The sequence below is a fragment of the Bradyrhizobium sp. USDA 3364 genome (genome assembly GCF_054056355.1).
On sequence record NZ_JBSRYG010000002.1, the window covers coordinates 4,567,014 to 4,583,189 of the forward strand.

The 16,176-nt window shown below is 65.6% G+C and carries 16 protein-coding genes; 10 read left to right on the plus strand and 6 right to left on the minus strand.

What is annotated here, in order from left to right:
- Positions 1–107 precede the first annotated feature (107 nt).
- Complete coding sequence (locus ACVILL_RS21635; protein ID WP_456730891.1) at positions 108–1,199, plus strand: SphA family protein; 1,092 nt, start codon at positions 108–110, stop codon at positions 1,197–1,199.
- Between the two features lie 191 nt (positions 1,200–1,390).
- Here ACVILL_RS21635 and ACVILL_RS21640 read toward each other — a convergent pair whose 3' ends face one another.
- Positions 1,391–2,065, minus strand: coding sequence for an HAD family hydrolase (locus ACVILL_RS21640; protein WP_456730892.1), 675 nt, complete (start codon positions 2,063–2,065; stop codon positions 1,391–1,393).
- A 315-nt stretch (positions 2,066–2,380) separates the two neighbouring features.
- Here ACVILL_RS21640 and ACVILL_RS21645 point away from each other — a divergent pair, with 315 nt between their 5' ends.
- Both ACVILL_RS21645 and ACVILL_RS21650 read left to right on the plus strand, forming a co-directional pair.
- Complete coding sequence (locus tag ACVILL_RS21645) at positions 2,381–3,964, plus strand: DUF1800 family protein (RefSeq protein WP_456730893.1); 1,584 nt, start codon at positions 2,381–2,383, stop codon at positions 3,962–3,964.
- Positions 3,961–5,190 (plus strand): DUF1501 domain-containing protein, encoded by a 1,230-nt coding sequence (locus ACVILL_RS21650; RefSeq protein WP_456730894.1) that lies wholly within the window; start codon positions 3,961–3,963, stop codon positions 5,188–5,190. Before ACVILL_RS21645 ends, ACVILL_RS21650 begins: the two co-directional genes overlap by 4 nt.
- Before the next feature lie 402 nt (positions 5,191–5,592).
- On the opposite strand, the gene ACVILL_RS21655 is transcribed toward ACVILL_RS21650, so the two are convergent.
- Positions 5,593–6,054, minus strand: a complete 462-nt coding sequence (locus tag ACVILL_RS21655; protein ID WP_456730895.1) for an N-acetyltransferase family protein — start codon at positions 6,052–6,054, stop codon at positions 5,593–5,595.
- A 158-nt stretch (positions 6,055–6,212) separates the two neighbouring features.
- Positions 6,213–7,028 (minus strand): PAS domain-containing protein, encoded by an 816-nt coding sequence (locus tag ACVILL_RS21660; RefSeq protein ID WP_456730896.1) that lies wholly within the window; start codon positions 7,026–7,028, stop codon positions 6,213–6,215.
- 212 nt (positions 7,029–7,240) lie between these two features.
- Between ACVILL_RS21660 and ACVILL_RS21665 the strand changes: the two genes are divergently transcribed.
- Entirely contained in the window at positions 7,241–7,594 is a 354-nt protein-coding gene (locus ACVILL_RS21665; protein ID WP_097673131.1) for a DMT family protein, read from the plus strand.
- A gap of 12 nt (positions 7,595–7,606) precedes the next feature.
- On the opposite strand, the gene ACVILL_RS21670 is transcribed toward ACVILL_RS21665, so the two are convergent.
- The 3 genes from ACVILL_RS21670 to ACVILL_RS21680 form a co-directional block, all read right to left on the minus strand.
- The gene (locus ACVILL_RS21670) at positions 7,607–7,762 is read right to left on the minus strand and encodes a hypothetical protein (protein ID WP_456730897.1); all 156 of its coding nucleotides are present in this window, start codon (positions 7,760–7,762) and stop codon (positions 7,607–7,609) included.
- 61 nt (positions 7,763–7,823) lie between these two features.
- A complete protein-coding gene (locus ACVILL_RS21675; protein WP_456730898.1) occupies positions 7,824–8,000 on the minus strand; it encodes a hypothetical protein in 177 nt (58 codons plus the stop codon).
- A gap of 166 nt (positions 8,001–8,166) precedes the next feature.
- Positions 8,167–8,820, minus strand: coding sequence for a glutathione S-transferase family protein (locus tag ACVILL_RS21680; RefSeq protein ID WP_456730899.1), 654 nt, complete (start codon positions 8,818–8,820; stop codon positions 8,167–8,169).
- A 623-nt stretch (positions 8,821–9,443) separates the two neighbouring features.
- Between ACVILL_RS21680 and ACVILL_RS21685 the strand changes: the two genes are divergently transcribed.
- The 6 genes from ACVILL_RS21685 to ACVILL_RS21710 all read left to right on the plus strand — a co-directional run bounded on the left by ACVILL_RS21685 (position 9,444) and on the right by ACVILL_RS21710 (position 16,095).
- On the plus strand, positions 9,444–10,646 hold the full coding sequence (locus ACVILL_RS21685) for a pyridoxal phosphate-dependent aminotransferase (protein ID WP_456730900.1): 1,203 nt from the start codon (positions 9,444–9,446) through the stop codon (positions 10,644–10,646).
- Positions 10,647–10,910: 264 nt separating this feature from the next.
- Positions 10,911–11,432 carry a DUF992 domain-containing protein gene (locus tag ACVILL_RS21690; protein ID WP_456730901.1) on the plus strand — a complete coding sequence of 174 codons (522 nt, stop codon included), beginning with the start codon at positions 10,911–10,913 and terminating at the stop codon, positions 11,430–11,432.
- A 309-nt stretch (positions 11,433–11,741) separates the two neighbouring features.
- Positions 11,742–12,224, plus strand: a complete 483-nt coding sequence (locus tag ACVILL_RS21695; protein ID WP_456730902.1) for a DUF992 domain-containing protein — start codon at positions 11,742–11,744, stop codon at positions 12,222–12,224.
- A gap of 157 nt (positions 12,225–12,381) precedes the next feature.
- On the plus strand, positions 12,382–14,430 hold the full coding sequence (locus ACVILL_RS21700; RefSeq protein ID WP_456730903.1) for an elongation factor G: 2,049 nt from the start codon (positions 12,382–12,384) through the stop codon (positions 14,428–14,430).
- A gap of 125 nt (positions 14,431–14,555) precedes the next feature.
- Positions 14,556–15,197, plus strand: a complete 642-nt coding sequence (locus tag ACVILL_RS21705; RefSeq protein ID WP_456730904.1) for a YoaK family protein — start codon at positions 14,556–14,558, stop codon at positions 15,195–15,197.
- Between the two features lie 31 nt (positions 15,198–15,228).
- Positions 15,229–16,095 (plus strand): shikimate dehydrogenase, encoded by an 867-nt coding sequence (locus ACVILL_RS21710; protein ID WP_456730905.1) that lies wholly within the window; start codon positions 15,229–15,231, stop codon positions 16,093–16,095.
- The last annotated feature ends 81 nt before the right edge of the window (positions 16,096–16,176 follow it).

Consider the following 16,176-nt stretch of genomic DNA (forward strand, 5'->3'; position numbering starts at 1 on the left):
CGCAAGTATGCCGAATTCGCGTGGACGAACGGCGGCGTCAGCTTATTGTTTCCGAGTTTCTACCCCGCCGGAGCAATGGTGGGATCGCGAGAGTCGGGGAATCGGCGATGCGGTACTTTAAATCGAACTTGGGACGTAGATTCTTTTCGCAGTGGCATTTGAGTGTTGGGGCGCTTGCCGCTCTGCTGGTGCTTTCCACCCAAGCGGCTCGCGCCGATGAAAACGGCATCAGCTTTTGGATACCCGGATTTTTTGGCAGCCTCGCGGCCGTTCCTCAGCAGGCGCCGGGCTGGTCGATGACCACGGTTTATTATCACACCTCTGTTTCCGCCGGCGGCGACGTGGCGCGGTCTCGCGAAATCACGCTTGGTCGCTTTCCCGCGAATCTGACAGCCAACGTCAACGCGAGCGTCAATGCGAATGTGAATCTTGGACTTGTCGCCGGGACTTACACCTTTGCAACGCCCGTGCTGGGCGGTCAGGCCTCTGCCAGCCTGTTGGCGACCTACGGCTCCAACTCCACGTCGCTGGCGGGATCGCTCGTTGGGACATTGACGGGACCGGGCGGCGCCGCGTTCCCGTTCTCCCGGTTCGACAGCATCGACAGCTCGCTGACTGCATTCGGCGACCTGATCCCGCAGTTCGCGCTGCGCTGGAATGCCGGTGTCAACAATTACATGACGTACATTACCGCCGACCTCCCGGCCGGCGCCTACCAGTCGGACCGCCTGGCGAATTTGGGGATTGGGCACTGGGCGATCGACGCGGGCGGTGGCTACACCTATTTCGATCCAAAGACCGGGCATGAATTTTCGACGGTGCTGGGATTCACCTACAACTTCGTCAACCCCGCCACTCAATATCAAAACGGCATCGACATGCACCTCGACTGGGGCGCATCGCAATTCCTGACCAAGCAGTGGCAGGTCGGCCTCGTCGGTTACCTCTATCAGCAGCTCGGCTGCGACAGTGGCTCCGGCGATCGCGTCGGCTGCTTCCGGTCGCGCGTGGCTGGCGTCGGCCCGCAGGTCGGCTACATTTTCCCGGTCGGAGACATGCAGGGATATTTGAACCTGAAGGGCTACGGCGAATTTGCCAATGAAAATCGGCCAGCAGGCTGGAACGTCTGGTTGACGTTCAATCTTCAGCCCGCGGCGCCAACGCCGCCGACACCTTCCAGGCCGAGATTCACGAAATAGGAGCTCCAGAGGGACCTTCACGATTTCGGAATATTAGAAGTGTATCCCTGATTTGCCCGACGCGTCAAGCGGCCCGGCCGAACGCTGGCGGCCGCCGGCTCCTTTGCATGGGGTTGTTTTCGATATTTTGGCGGCGCGCACCTCCGGCGGCCGCAAGGTGCCGCAGTCAACGGGCCTCCTCGCAATGACGGCTACAGCGCGCCGCGCTGCTGCAGCAGCGCCAGCACCGCATTGAGGTCCGGCAGCACGGCCGTGCATTTCGCACGCGTCTCTTCGGTCGGAGGCGCCATGTCCGGCACCATCAGCGTGATCGCGCCGGCGGCGTGGGCGGCGGCGACGCCGTGGTTGGAATCCTCGACCGCGATGCAGGCGGCCGGGGTCACGCCGAGCCGTGCAGCCGCCTTGAGATAGAGCGCCGGGTCCGGCTTGCCGTGCGTCACGTCGTCGAGCGTCAGCAGCGTCTCGAAGCGATCGCGGATACCGGCGAGGGTGAGGTTGCGTTCGGCCGAGCGGCGCGACGACGAGGTGACGATCGCCATCGGGCGTTCGGCCGTGGCGATGGCGTCGAGCAGATCGAGCGTGCCTGGTTTGAGCGGCAGGCCCGCGCGCATCATCCGATCGCGATGGTCGAGGAAGGCCTGGTTGACGGCCTCCAGCGGGAACGCCGCGCCGTAATGGTCGCGCAGCATCGCCTCGCAGTCCGGGCCGGGAAGACCGACCATCGAATGGCACAGCGCGACGACGTCGTCGGTGTAGCCGCATGCATTCAGCGCCGCGATCAGGCTGTCGAAGTAGACCTTCTCGGTGTCGAGCAAGGTGCCGTCCATGTCGAGCAGGACGGCGTCGACGGTCCAGCGTGTGTTCACGTGCCGCTCACTGCAGCTTGCTGTTCTGCCAGTTTCCGCAGGCATGCGGGGCAGAGGCAGTCGGTGCCGCCGGTCGGTATCGGCAGGCGAAAGCTCTCGTCGGAACACCAGCACGATCCCGTGAGCGAGCAGGAGAATTCGCTGCCGCATGCCGTGCAGGCAAGCCGGCGCGGCGAGGCTTGTTCGGGACGATCGTTTGACGAGAGGTCCATTTCTAACCGCGATTTAATGCGCGAATTAATCTCGGGTTCATCCCGGACCGCGCTATGATGCCGGCAACTGATATAGCCGGGATAGGCCGTTAAGGGAATTCTGATGGCCCGTGATTCGCAAGCCGCGCTGATTGCGCTCAACCGGTTTGGATTTGGCGCCCGCGGCGGGGCGTCCGGCGACTTCATCAATGCGGCGTCCGATCCGCGCGGTTTCGTGCTGGCGGAACTGGTGCGTCCGAACGGCGCGCTGCTCGAAGTGCCGGGCCTGCTCTCGACGCCGGAGCTTGGCAAGCAGGTGTTCGACTATCAGTTCGAGGTCCAGCAGGCGCGCAATGCTGCGAAGGCCGCGCAGCAAGGTGCGAGCGAGACGCCGCCGCAGGGACCGGACGCGAAACCACAGCAGCGGCGCAATCTGTCGCTGTCGACGGCCGCCAAGGAGATCGCCGGGAAGGATTCGGCGATGCAGCCGCAGGCGGCCGATGGTGCCAATGCGGCGATGACGCCGTCCGCGACGATGCAGCCTCCGACCATGCAGCCGGTGGCCGGTCCGCCGAAGCCGCCGGCGCAGCCGCTCAACATCATCCAGAAGACGTTCCGCGCCGAGGCGCTGGCGCGGCTGCAACGCGGCGTGGTCGCCGATTGCGGTTTCGTCGAGCGGCTCGTGGTGTTCTGGTCCAACCATTTCTGCGTCTCCGCCAACAAGGGCGCGCTGGCACGGATGTGGGCGGGCTCGTTCGAACGCGAGGCGATCCGCCCGCACGTGCTGGGCCGCTTCGGCGACATGCTGAAGGCCGTCGAGCAGCATCCGGCGATGCTGTTCTTCCTCGACAACCAACAATCGCTGGGGCCGGACTCGCGCGCCGGCATCAACCGCAATCGCGGGCTGAACGAGAATCTCGCGCGGGAGATCATGGAGCTGCATACGCTCGGCGTCGGCGGCGGCTACACCCAGGACGACGTGACCTCGCTGGCACGCGTCATCACCGGCTGGACCTTCGCCGGCCGCAAAGGCCAGCTCGGTGCGCCCGGCAGCTTCGTGTTCAATGCCAATGCGCACCAGCCCGGTCCGCAGCAGGTGCTGGGCAAGACCTACGCGCAGGCCGGCATCGCGCAGGGCGAGGCGGTGCTGTCCGACATCGCGCGGCATCCCTCGACCGCGAGATTCATCGCAACCAAGTTCGCCCGCCACTTCGTTGCCGACGAGCCGCCGCCGGCGCTGGTGGCGAAGCTGCAGGACAGCTTCAGCAAGACCGACGGCGATCTCAGGGCGCTCGCCACCGCGCTGGTCGGGTCCAACGAGGCGTGGCAGCCGCAACTCACAAAGATGCGCTCGCCTTACGAATTCCTGCTCGCCTCCGGCCGCCTGCTGGCGCGCAACCCGGAAGACCCGGGCCGCTATCTCAACGGCCTCAACCTGCTCGGCCAACCCTTGTGGTCGCCCGCCGGGCCGAACGGATTTCCGGATACCGCTGCGGCCTGGGCGGCGCCCGAAGGCATCAAGCTCAGGCTCGACATCTCCGCGCAGCTCGGCTCCCAGCTCGCCGACCGGTTCGACCCGCGCGACCTGCTCGAGTTGGTTGCCGCAGACGCCGCTTCGTCGGAGACGCGGCGCACCATCGAGCGCGCGGAATCGCGCCAGCAGGCGCTGGCGCTGCTGCTGATGTCGCCGGAATTCCAGAGGAGATGACGATGGATTGCTCCGAGAGCTCCTTGGTGCAGGCGACGTCGCGGCGCGCGCTGCTGCTCGGCGGTGCCTCGTTTGCGGCCTGGGCTTACTTGCCGAAATTCGCGCGCGCGGCCGATGGCCGCGATCCGCGCTTCGTCACCATCATCCTGCGCGGTGCGCTCGATGGCCTTGCTACAGTAGCTCCAGTCGGCGATCCCGACTATGCCGGCCTGCACGGCGCGATCGCGCTGAAAGCCGATGGCCAGAACGCCGCCGTGATACTCGATCCGTTCTTCGGCCTGCATCCGGCGATGCCGGAATTCGCGCGGATGTACCGCGCCAAGCAGGCTGCGGTGGTTCATGCGGTGGCGACCTCCTATCGCGACCGTTCGCATTTCGACGGCCAGGACGTGCTGGAGAGCGGCTTTCCCGGTCCCGGCCGCGTGCAGTCAGGCTGGCTCAACCGCGCGCTCGAAGCATTGCCGAAGGGCGAGCGGGTGACGAGCGCGCTCGCGGTCGGCCCGACCACGCCGCTGGTGCTGCGTGGCGCTGCGCCGACCGTCGGCTGGGCGCCGACCGCGCTGCCGCAGGCTGCCGACGACACCGCGATGCGGCTGCTTGACCTCTATCAGCACCGCGATCCGGTGCTGGCGAGCGCGCTGACCCAGGGCCTGCAGCTCGAGAAGCAGGCGCAGGGCGACGAGATGAAGCCGAAGCCCGGCGGCGGCGGCGCGGCGGCGATGCGGCTGGTGGCGCGCGGCGCCGCCAAGCTGATGGCCGCCGACGACGGTCCGCGGATCGGCGCGCTCGCCTTCGACGGCTGGGATACGCATGCCAACGAAGGCGGTCCGGTCGGCCGGCTTGCACAATTGCTCGGCGGGCTCGACGGCGCGCTGGCGGAATTTCAGAGCGGCCTCGGCGCGCGCTGGCGCGACACCGTGATCGTGGTCGCCACCGAGTTCGGCCGCACCGCGCGCATCAACGGCACAGAGGGCACCGACCACGGCACCGGCACCATCGCGCTGCTCGCCGGCGGCGCGGTGAATGGCGGGCGGATGATCACCGACTGGCCGGGCCTGAAGCCCGCCAACCTCTACCAGGCGCGCGATCTCGCCCCGACCACCGACCTGCGCGCCGTGATCAAGGGCGTGCTGCACGACCAGTTCGGGCTCGGCGAGCGGGTGCTGGCAGACACGGTGTTTCCGGACAGCGCGCCGGCGAAGCCGATGAAGGGGCTGGTGGCGTGAGTGGGGCGCCACATCCTCGGTGTCGTCCCGGCCGAGTGCGCAATTGCGCACGGGGGCCGGGACGCATTACCACCGTTGACGATTGATGGAATACGCTGGAGCCACAGCACGGCGCAACTACGAGGATTTGTGGTTATGGGTCCAGGCCTTCGCCGGGACGACGCAGATAACTAGCCCTTCGTCATCCGGTCGATTTCCGTCGTCCCCTTCGGAGAGCTTCCAGCGGATCGTTCTGCTCGATGTCACAAAAAAAGCGGTCCCGGTCAGACGCGGCGACTGACGGGGACCGCTCGGGGCGAAGATCTGAGACGGGGGGCCTGATCTTACGCGAGCGAAAGCGTAGCCGGGCTTTGTAACGTGCCGGTGACACCTCTGTGCAATCCACAGGCCGCGCATGTTCGCTCAGAGAATCTTGCGATAGATCACGAAGCCCGGTCTGTCCGCGACCTTGTCATATAGCTGCATTGCGGTGTGGTTGGTCTCGTGCGTCTGCCAGTAGACCCGCGGCGATCCCACGAGTTTCGCCTGCGCGTAGACGCCGTTGATCAATGCGCGGCCGACGCCCTTGCCGCGCGCGGCCTCGCTGGTGAAGAGATCCTGCAAATAGCAGGTCGGCGCGATCGCGGTGGTCGAGCGGTGGAACAGATAGTGCGTCAGTCCGAGCAGCGTGCCGCCGGCGTCGGCGACCAGCGCATGCACCGGTTCATAGGCGTCGAAGAAGCGCTCCCACGTCATCGCGGTGATCTCGGGCGCGAGCGCAGTCGGTCCGGATCGTTCATAGAACGCGTTGTAGCCGTCCCACAGAGCAAGCCATTGGGCGTAGTCGTCGCGCGTGACGAAGCGGATGGTGACGTCGTCGGACATGAATGATCCCTGGATGATCTCGCGTTACGCGATGTCTGCGCATCGCCTCGCAAGGTTCTAGAGCATGATCCGGAAAAGTGTGAAGCGGTTTTCCGAAAAGATCATGCTCAAAAGTGACGTCGCAGCCGTGGGGGATCAATTGCGAACGAGATCGCGCCTCATTCTGCGGCGCGCAACAGCCTTGCCGGATGGCCTCCGCGCCCGGCGCGCTGCGCCCGATATTCGTCGGCGCGGGCCGGATCGTCGGTATGCCGCACGAGATCCGTCACCGGCGTATAGCTCAGCATGCGGCCGCCGTCGGGCAGCGCCGTGCAGCTGAAGCGCAGCACCCGCCCGTCGGCGAGATTGAGATTGATCGGCGTTGAATCGCCTGAACGCATCATCTCGATCCGCTTGCTGACGAACGCGCTCAGCTCGTCTTCCCGCAGTTCATAGGCCCCGGTGTCGCGGCCGTGATACATCAGCGCCACGAAGGGCGGCTTGCTCTCGGCCTGCGCGTCCGACAGCGCGAAATAGTCGCGGAACGCACGATTGATGAACTCGGCGCGGGTGTCGGCGTCGAGCAGCACGATGCCGATGTCGACCTGGTCGAGCGCGGCGGCGAGCCGCTCCGCGGTGGCGTGATGCTGCTGGTCCGCGGCAAAGGCGTCGATCCATTTCTGCCGCAGCATTCCCGTGATCAGGGCGGTGCCGGCCGCGGTCGCCGCCAGCATCAGCATCCGCGCGACGTCGGCTGCGTCATAACCGGGCAACGCGCGATGATCGAGGAAGAACAGCGCCGAGGCAGCCACCGCGATCGCGGCGGAGATCAGCCCGGAGGCGATGCCGCTGATCGAGCTCGCAAGCGCCACGATGCAGACGAATAGCGGCGCGGGATTGGGGACGGCAACGACGAGGCGATCGATCAGGAAGGCGGCGAGCGCCGTGATCGCCGTCAAGGCCGGACCTGAAATTGCACGCCAGTCGAACCGCATGCTCGTTCTCGCTGTTCGCCAAACAAACGATACGGCACTCAGTTTGCCGACAGGCCTGCGACCGTGCCGGCATTTCCGTCCCGACCGTTAAGCCGGCCTTGCCGGGGCCGAACGAGCTTTCGCTGCTTTCAAATCAAATGATATGCAGATCGGGATGGAACCCGGTTTCGCGTCTGCGGGTTACCGCCTGCTTTGCCTTCATGAGGACATCGATGCCCGCCATTTCGCCTTCGCTGCTGCCGATCCTGATGCTGTTTGCCTCGAACGTCTTCATGACTTTCGCTTGGTACGGCCACCTCAAGTTCAAGGATCACTCGCTTCCCATCGTCATCATGGTGAGCTGGGGCATCGCCTTCTTCGAATACTGGCTGGCGGTGCCGGCCAATCGTTGGGGCAGCGAGGTCTATAGCGCGGCGCAGCTCAAGACCATGCAGGAGGTCATCACGCTGGTCGTATTCGCCGGTTTCTCGGTGCTGTACCTGAAGGAGCCGCTGGGCTGGAATCACGCGCTCGGATTTGCCTTCATCGCCGCCGGCGCGTTCTTCATCTTCCACAAATGGAGCTAGAGCCGAAGCGCTCTAGTGGCGCGGGGCCTGCTTGGCGGCGGGCGCCGTCGCGTGCGCGGGGTGGGCGCGGTCCTCGCCCTGCGTGCCGGTCACGATCAACAGCGATGCCGCCAGCAGGATCGCCGCCGACAGCGTCACGGTCACAAGTCCGACGGGGGTCTTCATCATGTCGCGCCGCTGTCTCTCCCGCGCCGTGCCGCGGATAAGGTGCCAAACCGGAATTGCTTGATTACGCCGGGATCGATGTTGCCATGGTGATGTTGCTCGAGAGCACCGTCACGGCGACGACCAGGCACAGCGTCAGCGCGCCAAGCGCAAGCGACGCGGCGATCGCGTTCGTCAGCCGGGATGATGCCACTGGGGCAGGGAGGCCATGGAAGCCTGCCGTGCCGGACCACCGTTTCATGGTCTAAATCCCTCAGGCCGCGAGCGAATCACTCGCGACATCCGAGCAAATCTGCCCATCGTCACCGGCAATATTGCGGCGGCGGAGTCCTCGGAAAATGGCGAAAATGCGGCCGCGGGGACGGTTTTGCCCGTTGTTTAGGCAGTTTCCCCGCTATTCCCTGAATTCAGAGCCCCGCCACGAGGCGCGGCTCCGGCTCGGCCTCGGGACCGGGTTGCCAATCCATCGAGACAAATCCGGGGGTCTGCTCGACCCGCTTCAGCCAGGCGCGGATCGACGGAAAGGTCGCCAGGTCGAAGTCGCAGCGGTCGGCGACGTGGGTATAGCCGTAGAGGGCGATGTCGGCGACGGTGAACTGCCCGGCGGCGAAATAGGCATGCCCCTTCAGGTGGTTTTCCATCACCTGCAGCGCCGCATAGCCGCGCTCCATCCAGTCCTCCAGCGCGTGGGTCTGCAGATCGCGCCCGCCCTTGACCAGCGACAGCCAGAAATAGGCGGCGCCGATATTCGGCTCCAGCGCGTGCTGCTCGAAGAACATCCACTGCAGCGCATCGGCGCGGTCGATCCGCGCCTCCGGCGCCAACGGCGTGCCGACCGCAACGTACCAGAGGATGGCGTTGGACTCGGCGAGATAGCGGCCGTCGTCGACCTCGAGCAACGGCACCTGGCCGCTTGGATTCTTGGCCAGGAATTCGGGGGTGCGGCTCTCGCCGCGCAGGATGTCGATCTCGATCGCCTCGTATGGCGTGTTCAGCACGGCGAGCGCCAGCCGGACCTTGTAGCTGTTGCCGGAGCGCTGCATCGAATAGAGCTTGTACATTGCGTTCGGGGTTCACACGATCGGGAAGACGGGCTGCAGGGAGACGGTACGCTCAAAATTGCGCGGCCTGTCACACCGCAACGCCGCTAAACAATGATGCCGACAGGGGTGCGTCGCAAGCCCTGGAGCGTGGAAAAAGTCGAAACGTCTACCGCACTGCACGCGTTCAGAACGATTCCATCAACACGGCGGGACAACTCGGATCACGCCTCTGCGACGGACTGCACGGTGCCGGTCGGCGCCTGGCCGGCGTGCCGCCAATCCACAATCCCTAACGCGCCATCCTTCTCGCGAGATGTGCCGCTCGGGCTGCGCCTGGCGGCGGGCCGCAGGCACCTTTCAGGCAAGCACCGCGGCACATTGTCCTCGGAGCAATCCGCGCTGGTGCAGGCGGCGACAGGCCTTGCCGGCGATGCCGGAGCGGCCGCCGGGAGGCTTGCCGGATATGCGTGATTTGGGGCCGGAACTTGCGGAATGTTGCGCGTGTTGCGAGCCATGCGCGAAAGTTTTCATAGTCTACCGCCAAGCTTCTTGCGGTGCAGCGGCGACAGGCCTAGGGTGCCGCGATCCCATTCAAATCAAGTCGTGGCGCAACCGCTCACGACGTTTGCCAGGAGATGATAATGGCCTTCCTGTCCGCTGCGCTCGACCGTGTGAAGCCGTCCGCGACGATCGCGGTCACGGACAAAGCACGCGCGCTGAAAGCCGCGGGCCGCAACGTCATCGGCCTCGGCGCCGGCGAGCCTGACTTCGACACGCCCGCCAACATCAAGCTGGCCGCGATCCGCGCGATCGAGGCCGGCAAGACCAAGTACACTGATGTCGGCGGCATTCCGGAGCTCAAGGAAGCCATCATCAACAAGTTCTCGCGCGAGAACGGCCTGACCTACAAGCCGAACCAGATCATCGTCGGCACCGGCGGCAAGCAGGTGCTCTACAACGCGCTGATGGCGACCATCAATCCGGGTGACGAGGTGATCATCCCGGCGCCGTACTGGGTCAGCTATCCCGAGATGGTGGCGCTCGCCGGCGGCGAGTCGGTGCCGGTGGTCTGCCCGGCGTCGACCGGCTTCAAGCTGCGCCCGGAAGATCTCGAGAAGGCGATCACGCCGAAGACCAAGTGGGTGATCCTGTGCTCGCCGTCGAACCCGACGGGCTCGGCCTATACCAGGAGCGAGCTCAAGGCGATCACCGATGTGCTGGTCAAGCATCCGCATGTCTGGGTGATGACCGACGACATGTACGAGCACCTCGTCTATGACGACTTCGTCTTCACCACGGCGGCGCAGGTCGAACCGAGCCTGTACGAGCGCACGCTGACCGTGAACGGCGTGTCGAAGGCCTACTGCATGACCGGCTGGCGCATTGGCTATGCCGGCGGCCCGGCGCATCTGATCAAGGCGATGGCGACGATCCAGTCGCAGTCGACCTCGAACCCGTCGTCGATCGCGCAATGGGCGTCGGTCGAAGCGCTCAACGGTCCGCAGGACTTCATCGCCGCGAACAACAAGGTGTTCAAGGAGCGTCGCGACCTCGTGGTGTCGATGCTCAACCAGGCGAGCGGCATCGAGTGCCCGCGGCCGGAAGGCGCGTTCTACGTCTATCCGTCCTGCGCCGGCACGATCGGCAAGAAGGCGCCGTCGGGCAAGGTGATCGACAACGACGAGGCCTTCGTCACCGAACTGCTCGAGAGCGAAGGCGTCGCTGTCGTGCAGGGTTCGGCATTCGGTCTCGGACCTGCATTCCGCATCTCCTACGCCACCAAGACCTCGGATCTCGAGGATGCCTGCAAGCGCATCCAGCGCTTCTGCGGCAATCTGAGGTAGCTCGGTTTCGAACCAGATAACGTCGAACAGGAAGACGCTCCCGCATCAGATGCGGGAGCGTTTCTGTTTGTGCGTTCACATCGCGCGTCGGTAAAATCGTGGAGTCAAATCACATCATGCTCAATCACGCGTGTGTGCGCGAACATCAATGCCACACGCGGGAAGTTTTTACGGCCGCTTTGCGCGCTGCCTTGTTTTGGACATGAGCCTTCCTTTGTGTCCGCCGCGCAAATTGCAATCTCAGTTCACCTTGCGGAGACAACCATGCGACTTCCCACCCTCACCCTTGCCACGCTCGCGTTGCTGGCGCCGTTCGCCACTGCCAACGCGGTGCCCCAGCAGGTTCAAGCCGGGGTTCTGCAATGCCAGGGCGGCGAGAATGTCGGCTTCGTTGTCGGCTCTGTGGCGCGCCTCGAATGCGTGTACCAGAGCGGCGGCCGTCGGCCCGAGCCCTATATCGCGACCGTGAAGCGGATCGGCGTCGACCTCGGCGTCACCGCGACGACGCAGCTCGCCTGGGCGGTCAGCGCGCCGACCATGCAGCTTCCGCGCGGTGCGCTTGCCGGCAGCTACGGCGGTCTCGGTGTCAACGCCTCGGTAGGCCTTGGTGCCGGCGGTAACTTCCTGTTCGGCGGTCCGAACAACGCCTACGCGCTGCAGCCGATCAGCGTGCAGGGCCAGACTGGTCTCAACGTTGCGGCCGGCATTGCCGGGATCGATCTCGAGCCGGTCGCCTACGGTCCGCGCCGCCATCATCGTCACCACCGTCATCATCACCACCACTAGAATTGGTCTTGACGCGTTTTCTTCACGCGAACCGGTATCCACTTCGCTCGAAAACGCTCTAGGCTGGTCGATGCCTGATCAAAGAGGCCCGCGAAAGCGGGCCTCTTTTTTTGCTGTCTGTTGCTGATCAAAGCGGCGGACTCGGAGGAACATAGCAACGCCGCAACATGTGCCAACAATCGGTGGCCGAGCACCGCAAATTCTGGCCGTTGATGCGATGCCATGGCATAGGATGCGAACGGCGCCGCAGACACGGCGCCGTTCTGTTTCTCTGCTCGCGTCATGCCTCTCAGCCGGAGACTCCCCAACATGCGTCGCTTCACTCTCCTCGCCGGTGCTGCCATTGCCGCGCTAACTGCAATCGTTGGCGCCAACGCCCAACAGCCGACCCGGCGCGTGCAGGTCGGCGTGCTGGAATGCCGCGGTGGCGCGAGCGTCGGCTTCATCGTCGGTTCCGTGACCAATCTCGGTTGCGTGCTGCGCGCCAATGGCCTGCCTGAGGATCGCTACATCGCGACCATTCACAAGGTCGGCATCGATCTCGGCATCACCCAGGAGTCGGCGCTGACCTGGGGCGTCTACGCACCGGTGGAACGGCTCGGACCGGGTGCGCTCTCCGGCAATTACGCCGGCGCGCAGGGCAGCGCGACGCTCGGCGTCGGCGTCGGCGGCAATGTTCTGGTCGGCGGCTCCGACAACACGATCGCCCTGCAGCCGCTCAGCGTGCAGGGCCAGGTCGGCGTCAACATCGCCGCCGGCCTCGAGAGCCTGGAGCTGCGTCCGGGACGCTAACGGCCTTATCGCCTCAGCGATCGGCGCGCGGCCATACGCCGCGCCGTGCGCCGCCGCACCGCAGCGAGTTTTCCGGCTTGCCAAAATCCCGGGACGGGCGGACGATCAAAGGTCGCCGACCCAATCATGGGCCGAGCTCCAACACGAGGAGGCGGCAATGGGACAAGACGTCAGAAGTCCCCGAGGTCCACGGTGCATCGCGCTGGTGGGCCCTTTCCAAAGCGGTAAAACCACACTTCTGGAAGCGATCCTGGCGCGCACGGGCGCCATCAAGAGTGCCGGCAGCGTCGACGCCGGAACTTCCGTCGGCGATGCCAGCCCCGAGGCGCGTCAGCACAAGATGGGCGTAGGCCTGACCGCCGCCACCACCAGCTTTATGGGCGACACTTACACCTTTATCGATTGCCCCGGCTCGGTCGAATTCGCGCACGATATGCGTGCCGCGTTGCCGGCGGTCGATGCCGCGGTCGTGGTCTGCGAGGCCGACGAGAAGAAGCTGCCGCAGTTGCAGATCATCCTGCGCGAGCTCGAGGAGCTCGGAATTCCCCGTTTTCTGTTTTTGAACAAGATCGACCGCGCCAACAAGCGTGTCCGCGAGACGCTCTTGACGCTGCAGCCGGCTTCGCGCGTGCCGCTGGTGCTGCGCCAGATCCCGATCTGGAACGGCGATCTGATCGAAGGCTTCGTCGATCTCGCGCTGGAGCGCGCCTTCGTCTATCGCGAGCACAAGCCGTCGGAGGTGATGGCGCTCGAGGGCGGCAATCTCGACCGCGAGAAGGAAGCGCGCTTCTCGATGCTGGAGAAGCTCGCCGATCACGACGACGCGCTGATGGAGCAGTTGCTGGAGGACATCCAGCCGCCGCGCGACGCCGTGTTCGACGATCTCGCGCGTGAACTGCGCGAAGGGCTGATCTGTCCGGTGCTGCTTGGTGCAGCGAGCCGCGAGCATGGCGTGCTCCGGTTGATGAAGGCGCTGCGCCATGAGGCGCCCGGCGTTGCCGACACTGCCAGGCGGCTCGGCATCAAGGATCAGAAGGACGCGCTGGCCTATGTGTTCAAGACCGTCCATCTGCAGCACGGCGGCAAGCTGTCACTGGGGCGCGTCCTTGCGGGTCGGCTCGACGACGGCGCGACGCTGCAATCCTCGTCCGGCGAGAGCGGGCGCGTGTCCGGCATCCTTGCCGTCTCGGGTGCGCATGACAGCAAGCGGCCGTCGGCGGAGGCGGGCGACACGGTCGCGCTCGGCAAGCTCGATGCGATCAAGACCGGCGATACCGTCTCGAGCGGCAAGACGGCTCCGGCCTCGCTGGCCAAGGTCGAACCGTCCGCTGCGGTGCTGTCGATCTCGATTGCCGCGATCGACCGCAAGGACGACGTCAAGCTCGGCCAGGCGCTGCTGCGGCTGAATGAGGAGGATCCTTCGCTGACAATGATCCAGAACCCGCGCACCCACGACACCGTGCTGTGGGGGCAGGGCGAGATGCATCTGCGCGTCGCGCAGGAGCGGCTCAAGGACCGCTACGGCGTCAACGTCAAATCGCATCCGCCGGCGATCGGCTACCAGGAGACCATCCGCAAGCCGATCACCCAGCGCGGCCGGCACAAGAAGCAGTCCGGCGGCCACGGCCAGTTCGGCGACGTCGTGCTCGACATCAAGCCGAAGCCGCGCGGCTCCGGTTTCGAATTCCACGAGAAGGTGGTCGGCGGCGCGGTGCCGCGCAACTATATCGGCGCGGTGGAAGAGGGCGTCGTCGACGCGCTGGCGCGCGGGCCGCTCGGCTTCCCCGTGATCGACGTCGACGTCACGCTGACCGACGGCTCCTATCACAGCGTCGATTCCTCCGACCTCGCGTTCCGCACCGCGGCGCGGATCGGGGTCAGCGAAGGGTTGCCGCAGTGCCAACCGGTGCTGCTGGAGCCGATCCACATGGTCGAGATCGTCTGTCCGACCGACGCCACCGCCAAGATCAACGCGATCCTGTCGGCGCGCCGCGGTCAGATCCTAGGCTTCGACACCCGCGAGGGCTGGAGTGGCTGGGACTGCGTTCGTGCCACGATGCCGGAATCCGAGATCGGCGACCTCATCGTCGAGCTGCGTTCGGCCACCGCCGGCGCCGGCACCTTCACCCGCCAGTTCGACCGCATGGCCGAAGTGACGGGCCGCGCCGCCGACCAGATCATCGCTGCGCATCGCGACGCGGCGTGATGGTGCGATGTCATTCCGGAGCGCTCGCGCTAGCGAGCGAATCCGGAATCTCGAGATTCCGGGTTTGGTCCTTCGGACCATCCCGGAATGACCAATGAGATTCCCTGCCAACTGTTTCCACCGTCATGCTTGAATCCCGTCGTAACCTGGCGCTGGCCTGCGCGCTCAGCGCGCTGGCCGGCTATGTCGACGGCATCGGCTATCTGCATCTCGGCGGGCTGTTCGTCTCCTTCATGAGTGGCAACTCGACGCGGCTCGGCGTGACGCTGGCCGAGGGGCATTGGCAGCACGCGCTGGAAGCACTGGCGCTGATCGTGCTGTTCGTCGCGGGGGCTGCGGCCGGCAGCCTGATCGTGCTGAGCCCGCTGGCGCATCGCCAGCCCCTGATCCTGCTCGTCGAGGCATTGCTGCTCGCGGCAGCGGCATTGGCCTATGCCTATGGCCTGCCGAATGCCGCGGTCGTCGCCATCGTGCTGGCGATGGGGCTCGAGAACGCCGTGTTCCAGCTGGCAGGCGGGGCCGGGCTCGGCCTGACCTATGTCACCGGCGCGCTGGTCAAGGCCGGCCAGCTGATCGCCGCCACGCTGACCGGCGGTGCAGGCTGGGCCTGGCTGCCCAACATCCTGCTGTGGGCGGCGCTGGTTGCGGGCGCGCTCGCCGGCGCATTTGCCTACGGCTGGATCAATCTCACCGCGATCTGGTTTGCCGCAGGCGCCGCCTTCGCCCTCAGCGCGCTGGTTGCCGCAACCGCGAAGCGGATGGATTGACAGCGCGCCTGCCTTGGCCGATGTCACGGCCATGACATCCCAAGGCAAGTCCCAAGGCAAATCACAGGGCAAAACCCGCGCCGCGTGCCTGATCGGCTGGCCGGCGGCGCATTCCCGCTCGCCGCTGATCCATCATTACTGGCTGCGCACCCTCGGCATCGAGGGCGGCTATGTGATCGAGGCGGTGCCGCCGGAGGAGTTCAAGGATTTCCTGTTCCGCCTGTCGCTGCGCGGCTTTGTCGGCGCCAACGTCACCCGTCCGCACAAGGAGAACGCGCTGGCGCTGTCCAAGCCGGATGAACGCGCCCGCGCCGTCGGCGCCGCCAACACGCTGTGGTTTGCGGACGGCGAGCTGCGCTCGACCAACACCGACGTCGAAGGCTTCATCAACAATCTCGACGCCTGCGCGCCGGGCTGGGACAAGACCGAAGACGTGCTGGTGCTCGGCGCCGGCGGCGCGTCGCGCGCGGTGGTGTTCGGCCTGATCGAGCGCGGCATCGCGCGTGTGCATCTGGTCAACCGCACCATTGATCGCGCCCGCGCGTTGGCCGGGCAGTTCGGCGATCGGGTACATCCGGCGACATGGGACACGGTCGGCGAGCTGTTGCCGCGCGCCGGCCTGCTCGTGAACACGACGTCGCTCGGACAGGACGGCCAGCCTCCGTTGGAGATCGATGTCGGGCTGTTGCCGCAGGACGCGGTCGTTTCAGATATTGTCTATGTGCCGCTGCTGACGCCGTTGCTTGCAGCAGCACAGGCGCGCAATCTGAAAACCGCCGACGGGCTCGGCATGCTGCTGCACCAGGCCGTGCGCGGTTTCGAATTGTGGTTCGGGCAGCGTCCGCACGTCACGCCGGAGCTGCGCGCGATCGTGGAAGCCGATCTCACAAAGACTTGAGGGCTGGAATAGCGTCTCCGGAACGGGGTCTGGTGTTAGTCGCCCCGCGTTTCCTCCCGGAGATCACTGATGCCTGCCAGC

What these genes read in the sequence shown, in the direction of transcription:
- ACVILL_RS21635 (WP_456730891.1), top strand. Translation starts at nt 108, where the DNA reads ATGCGGTACTTTAAATCGAACTTGGGACGTAGATTCTTTTCGCAGTGG.
- ACVILL_RS21645 (WP_456730893.1), top strand. Translation starts at nt 2,381, where the DNA reads ATGGCCCGTGATTCGCAAGCCGCGCTGATTGCGCTCAACCGGTTTGGA.
- ACVILL_RS21650 (WP_456730894.1), top strand. Translation starts at nt 3,961, where the DNA reads ATGACGATGGATTGCTCCGAGAGCTCCTTGGTGCAGGCGACGTCGCGG.
- ACVILL_RS21655 (WP_456730895.1), bottom strand. Translation starts at nt 6,054, where the DNA reads ATGTCCGACGACGTCACCATCCGCTTCGTCACGCGCGACGACTACGCC.
- ACVILL_RS21660 (WP_456730896.1), bottom strand. Translation starts at nt 7,028, where the DNA reads ATGCGGTTCGACTGGCGTGCAATTTCAGGTCCGGCCTTGACGGCGATC.
- ACVILL_RS21665 (WP_097673131.1), top strand. Translation starts at nt 7,241, where the DNA reads ATGCCCGCCATTTCGCCTTCGCTGCTGCCGATCCTGATGCTGTTTGCC.
- ACVILL_RS21670 (WP_456730897.1), bottom strand. Translation starts at nt 7,762, where the DNA reads ATGATGAAGACCCCCGTCGGACTTGTGACCGTGACGCTGTCGGCGGCG.
- ACVILL_RS21675 (WP_456730898.1), bottom strand. Translation starts at nt 8,000, where the DNA reads ATGAAACGGTGGTCCGGCACGGCAGGCTTCCATGGCCTCCCTGCCCCA.
- ACVILL_RS21680 (WP_456730899.1), bottom strand. Translation starts at nt 8,820, where the DNA reads ATGTACAAGCTCTATTCGATGCAGCGCTCCGGCAACAGCTACAAGGTC.
- ACVILL_RS21685 (WP_456730900.1), top strand. Translation starts at nt 9,444, where the DNA reads ATGGCCTTCCTGTCCGCTGCGCTCGACCGTGTGAAGCCGTCCGCGACG.
- ACVILL_RS21690 (WP_456730901.1), top strand. Translation starts at nt 10,911, where the DNA reads ATGCGACTTCCCACCCTCACCCTTGCCACGCTCGCGTTGCTGGCGCCG.
- ACVILL_RS21695 (WP_456730902.1), top strand. Translation starts at nt 11,742, where the DNA reads ATGCGTCGCTTCACTCTCCTCGCCGGTGCTGCCATTGCCGCGCTAACT.
- ACVILL_RS21700 (WP_456730903.1), top strand. Translation starts at nt 12,382, where the DNA reads ATGGGACAAGACGTCAGAAGTCCCCGAGGTCCACGGTGCATCGCGCTG.
- ACVILL_RS21705 (WP_456730904.1), top strand. Translation starts at nt 14,556, where the DNA reads ATGCTTGAATCCCGTCGTAACCTGGCGCTGGCCTGCGCGCTCAGCGCG.
- ACVILL_RS21710 (WP_456730905.1), top strand. Translation starts at nt 15,229, where the DNA reads ATGACATCCCAAGGCAAGTCCCAAGGCAAATCACAGGGCAAAACCCGC.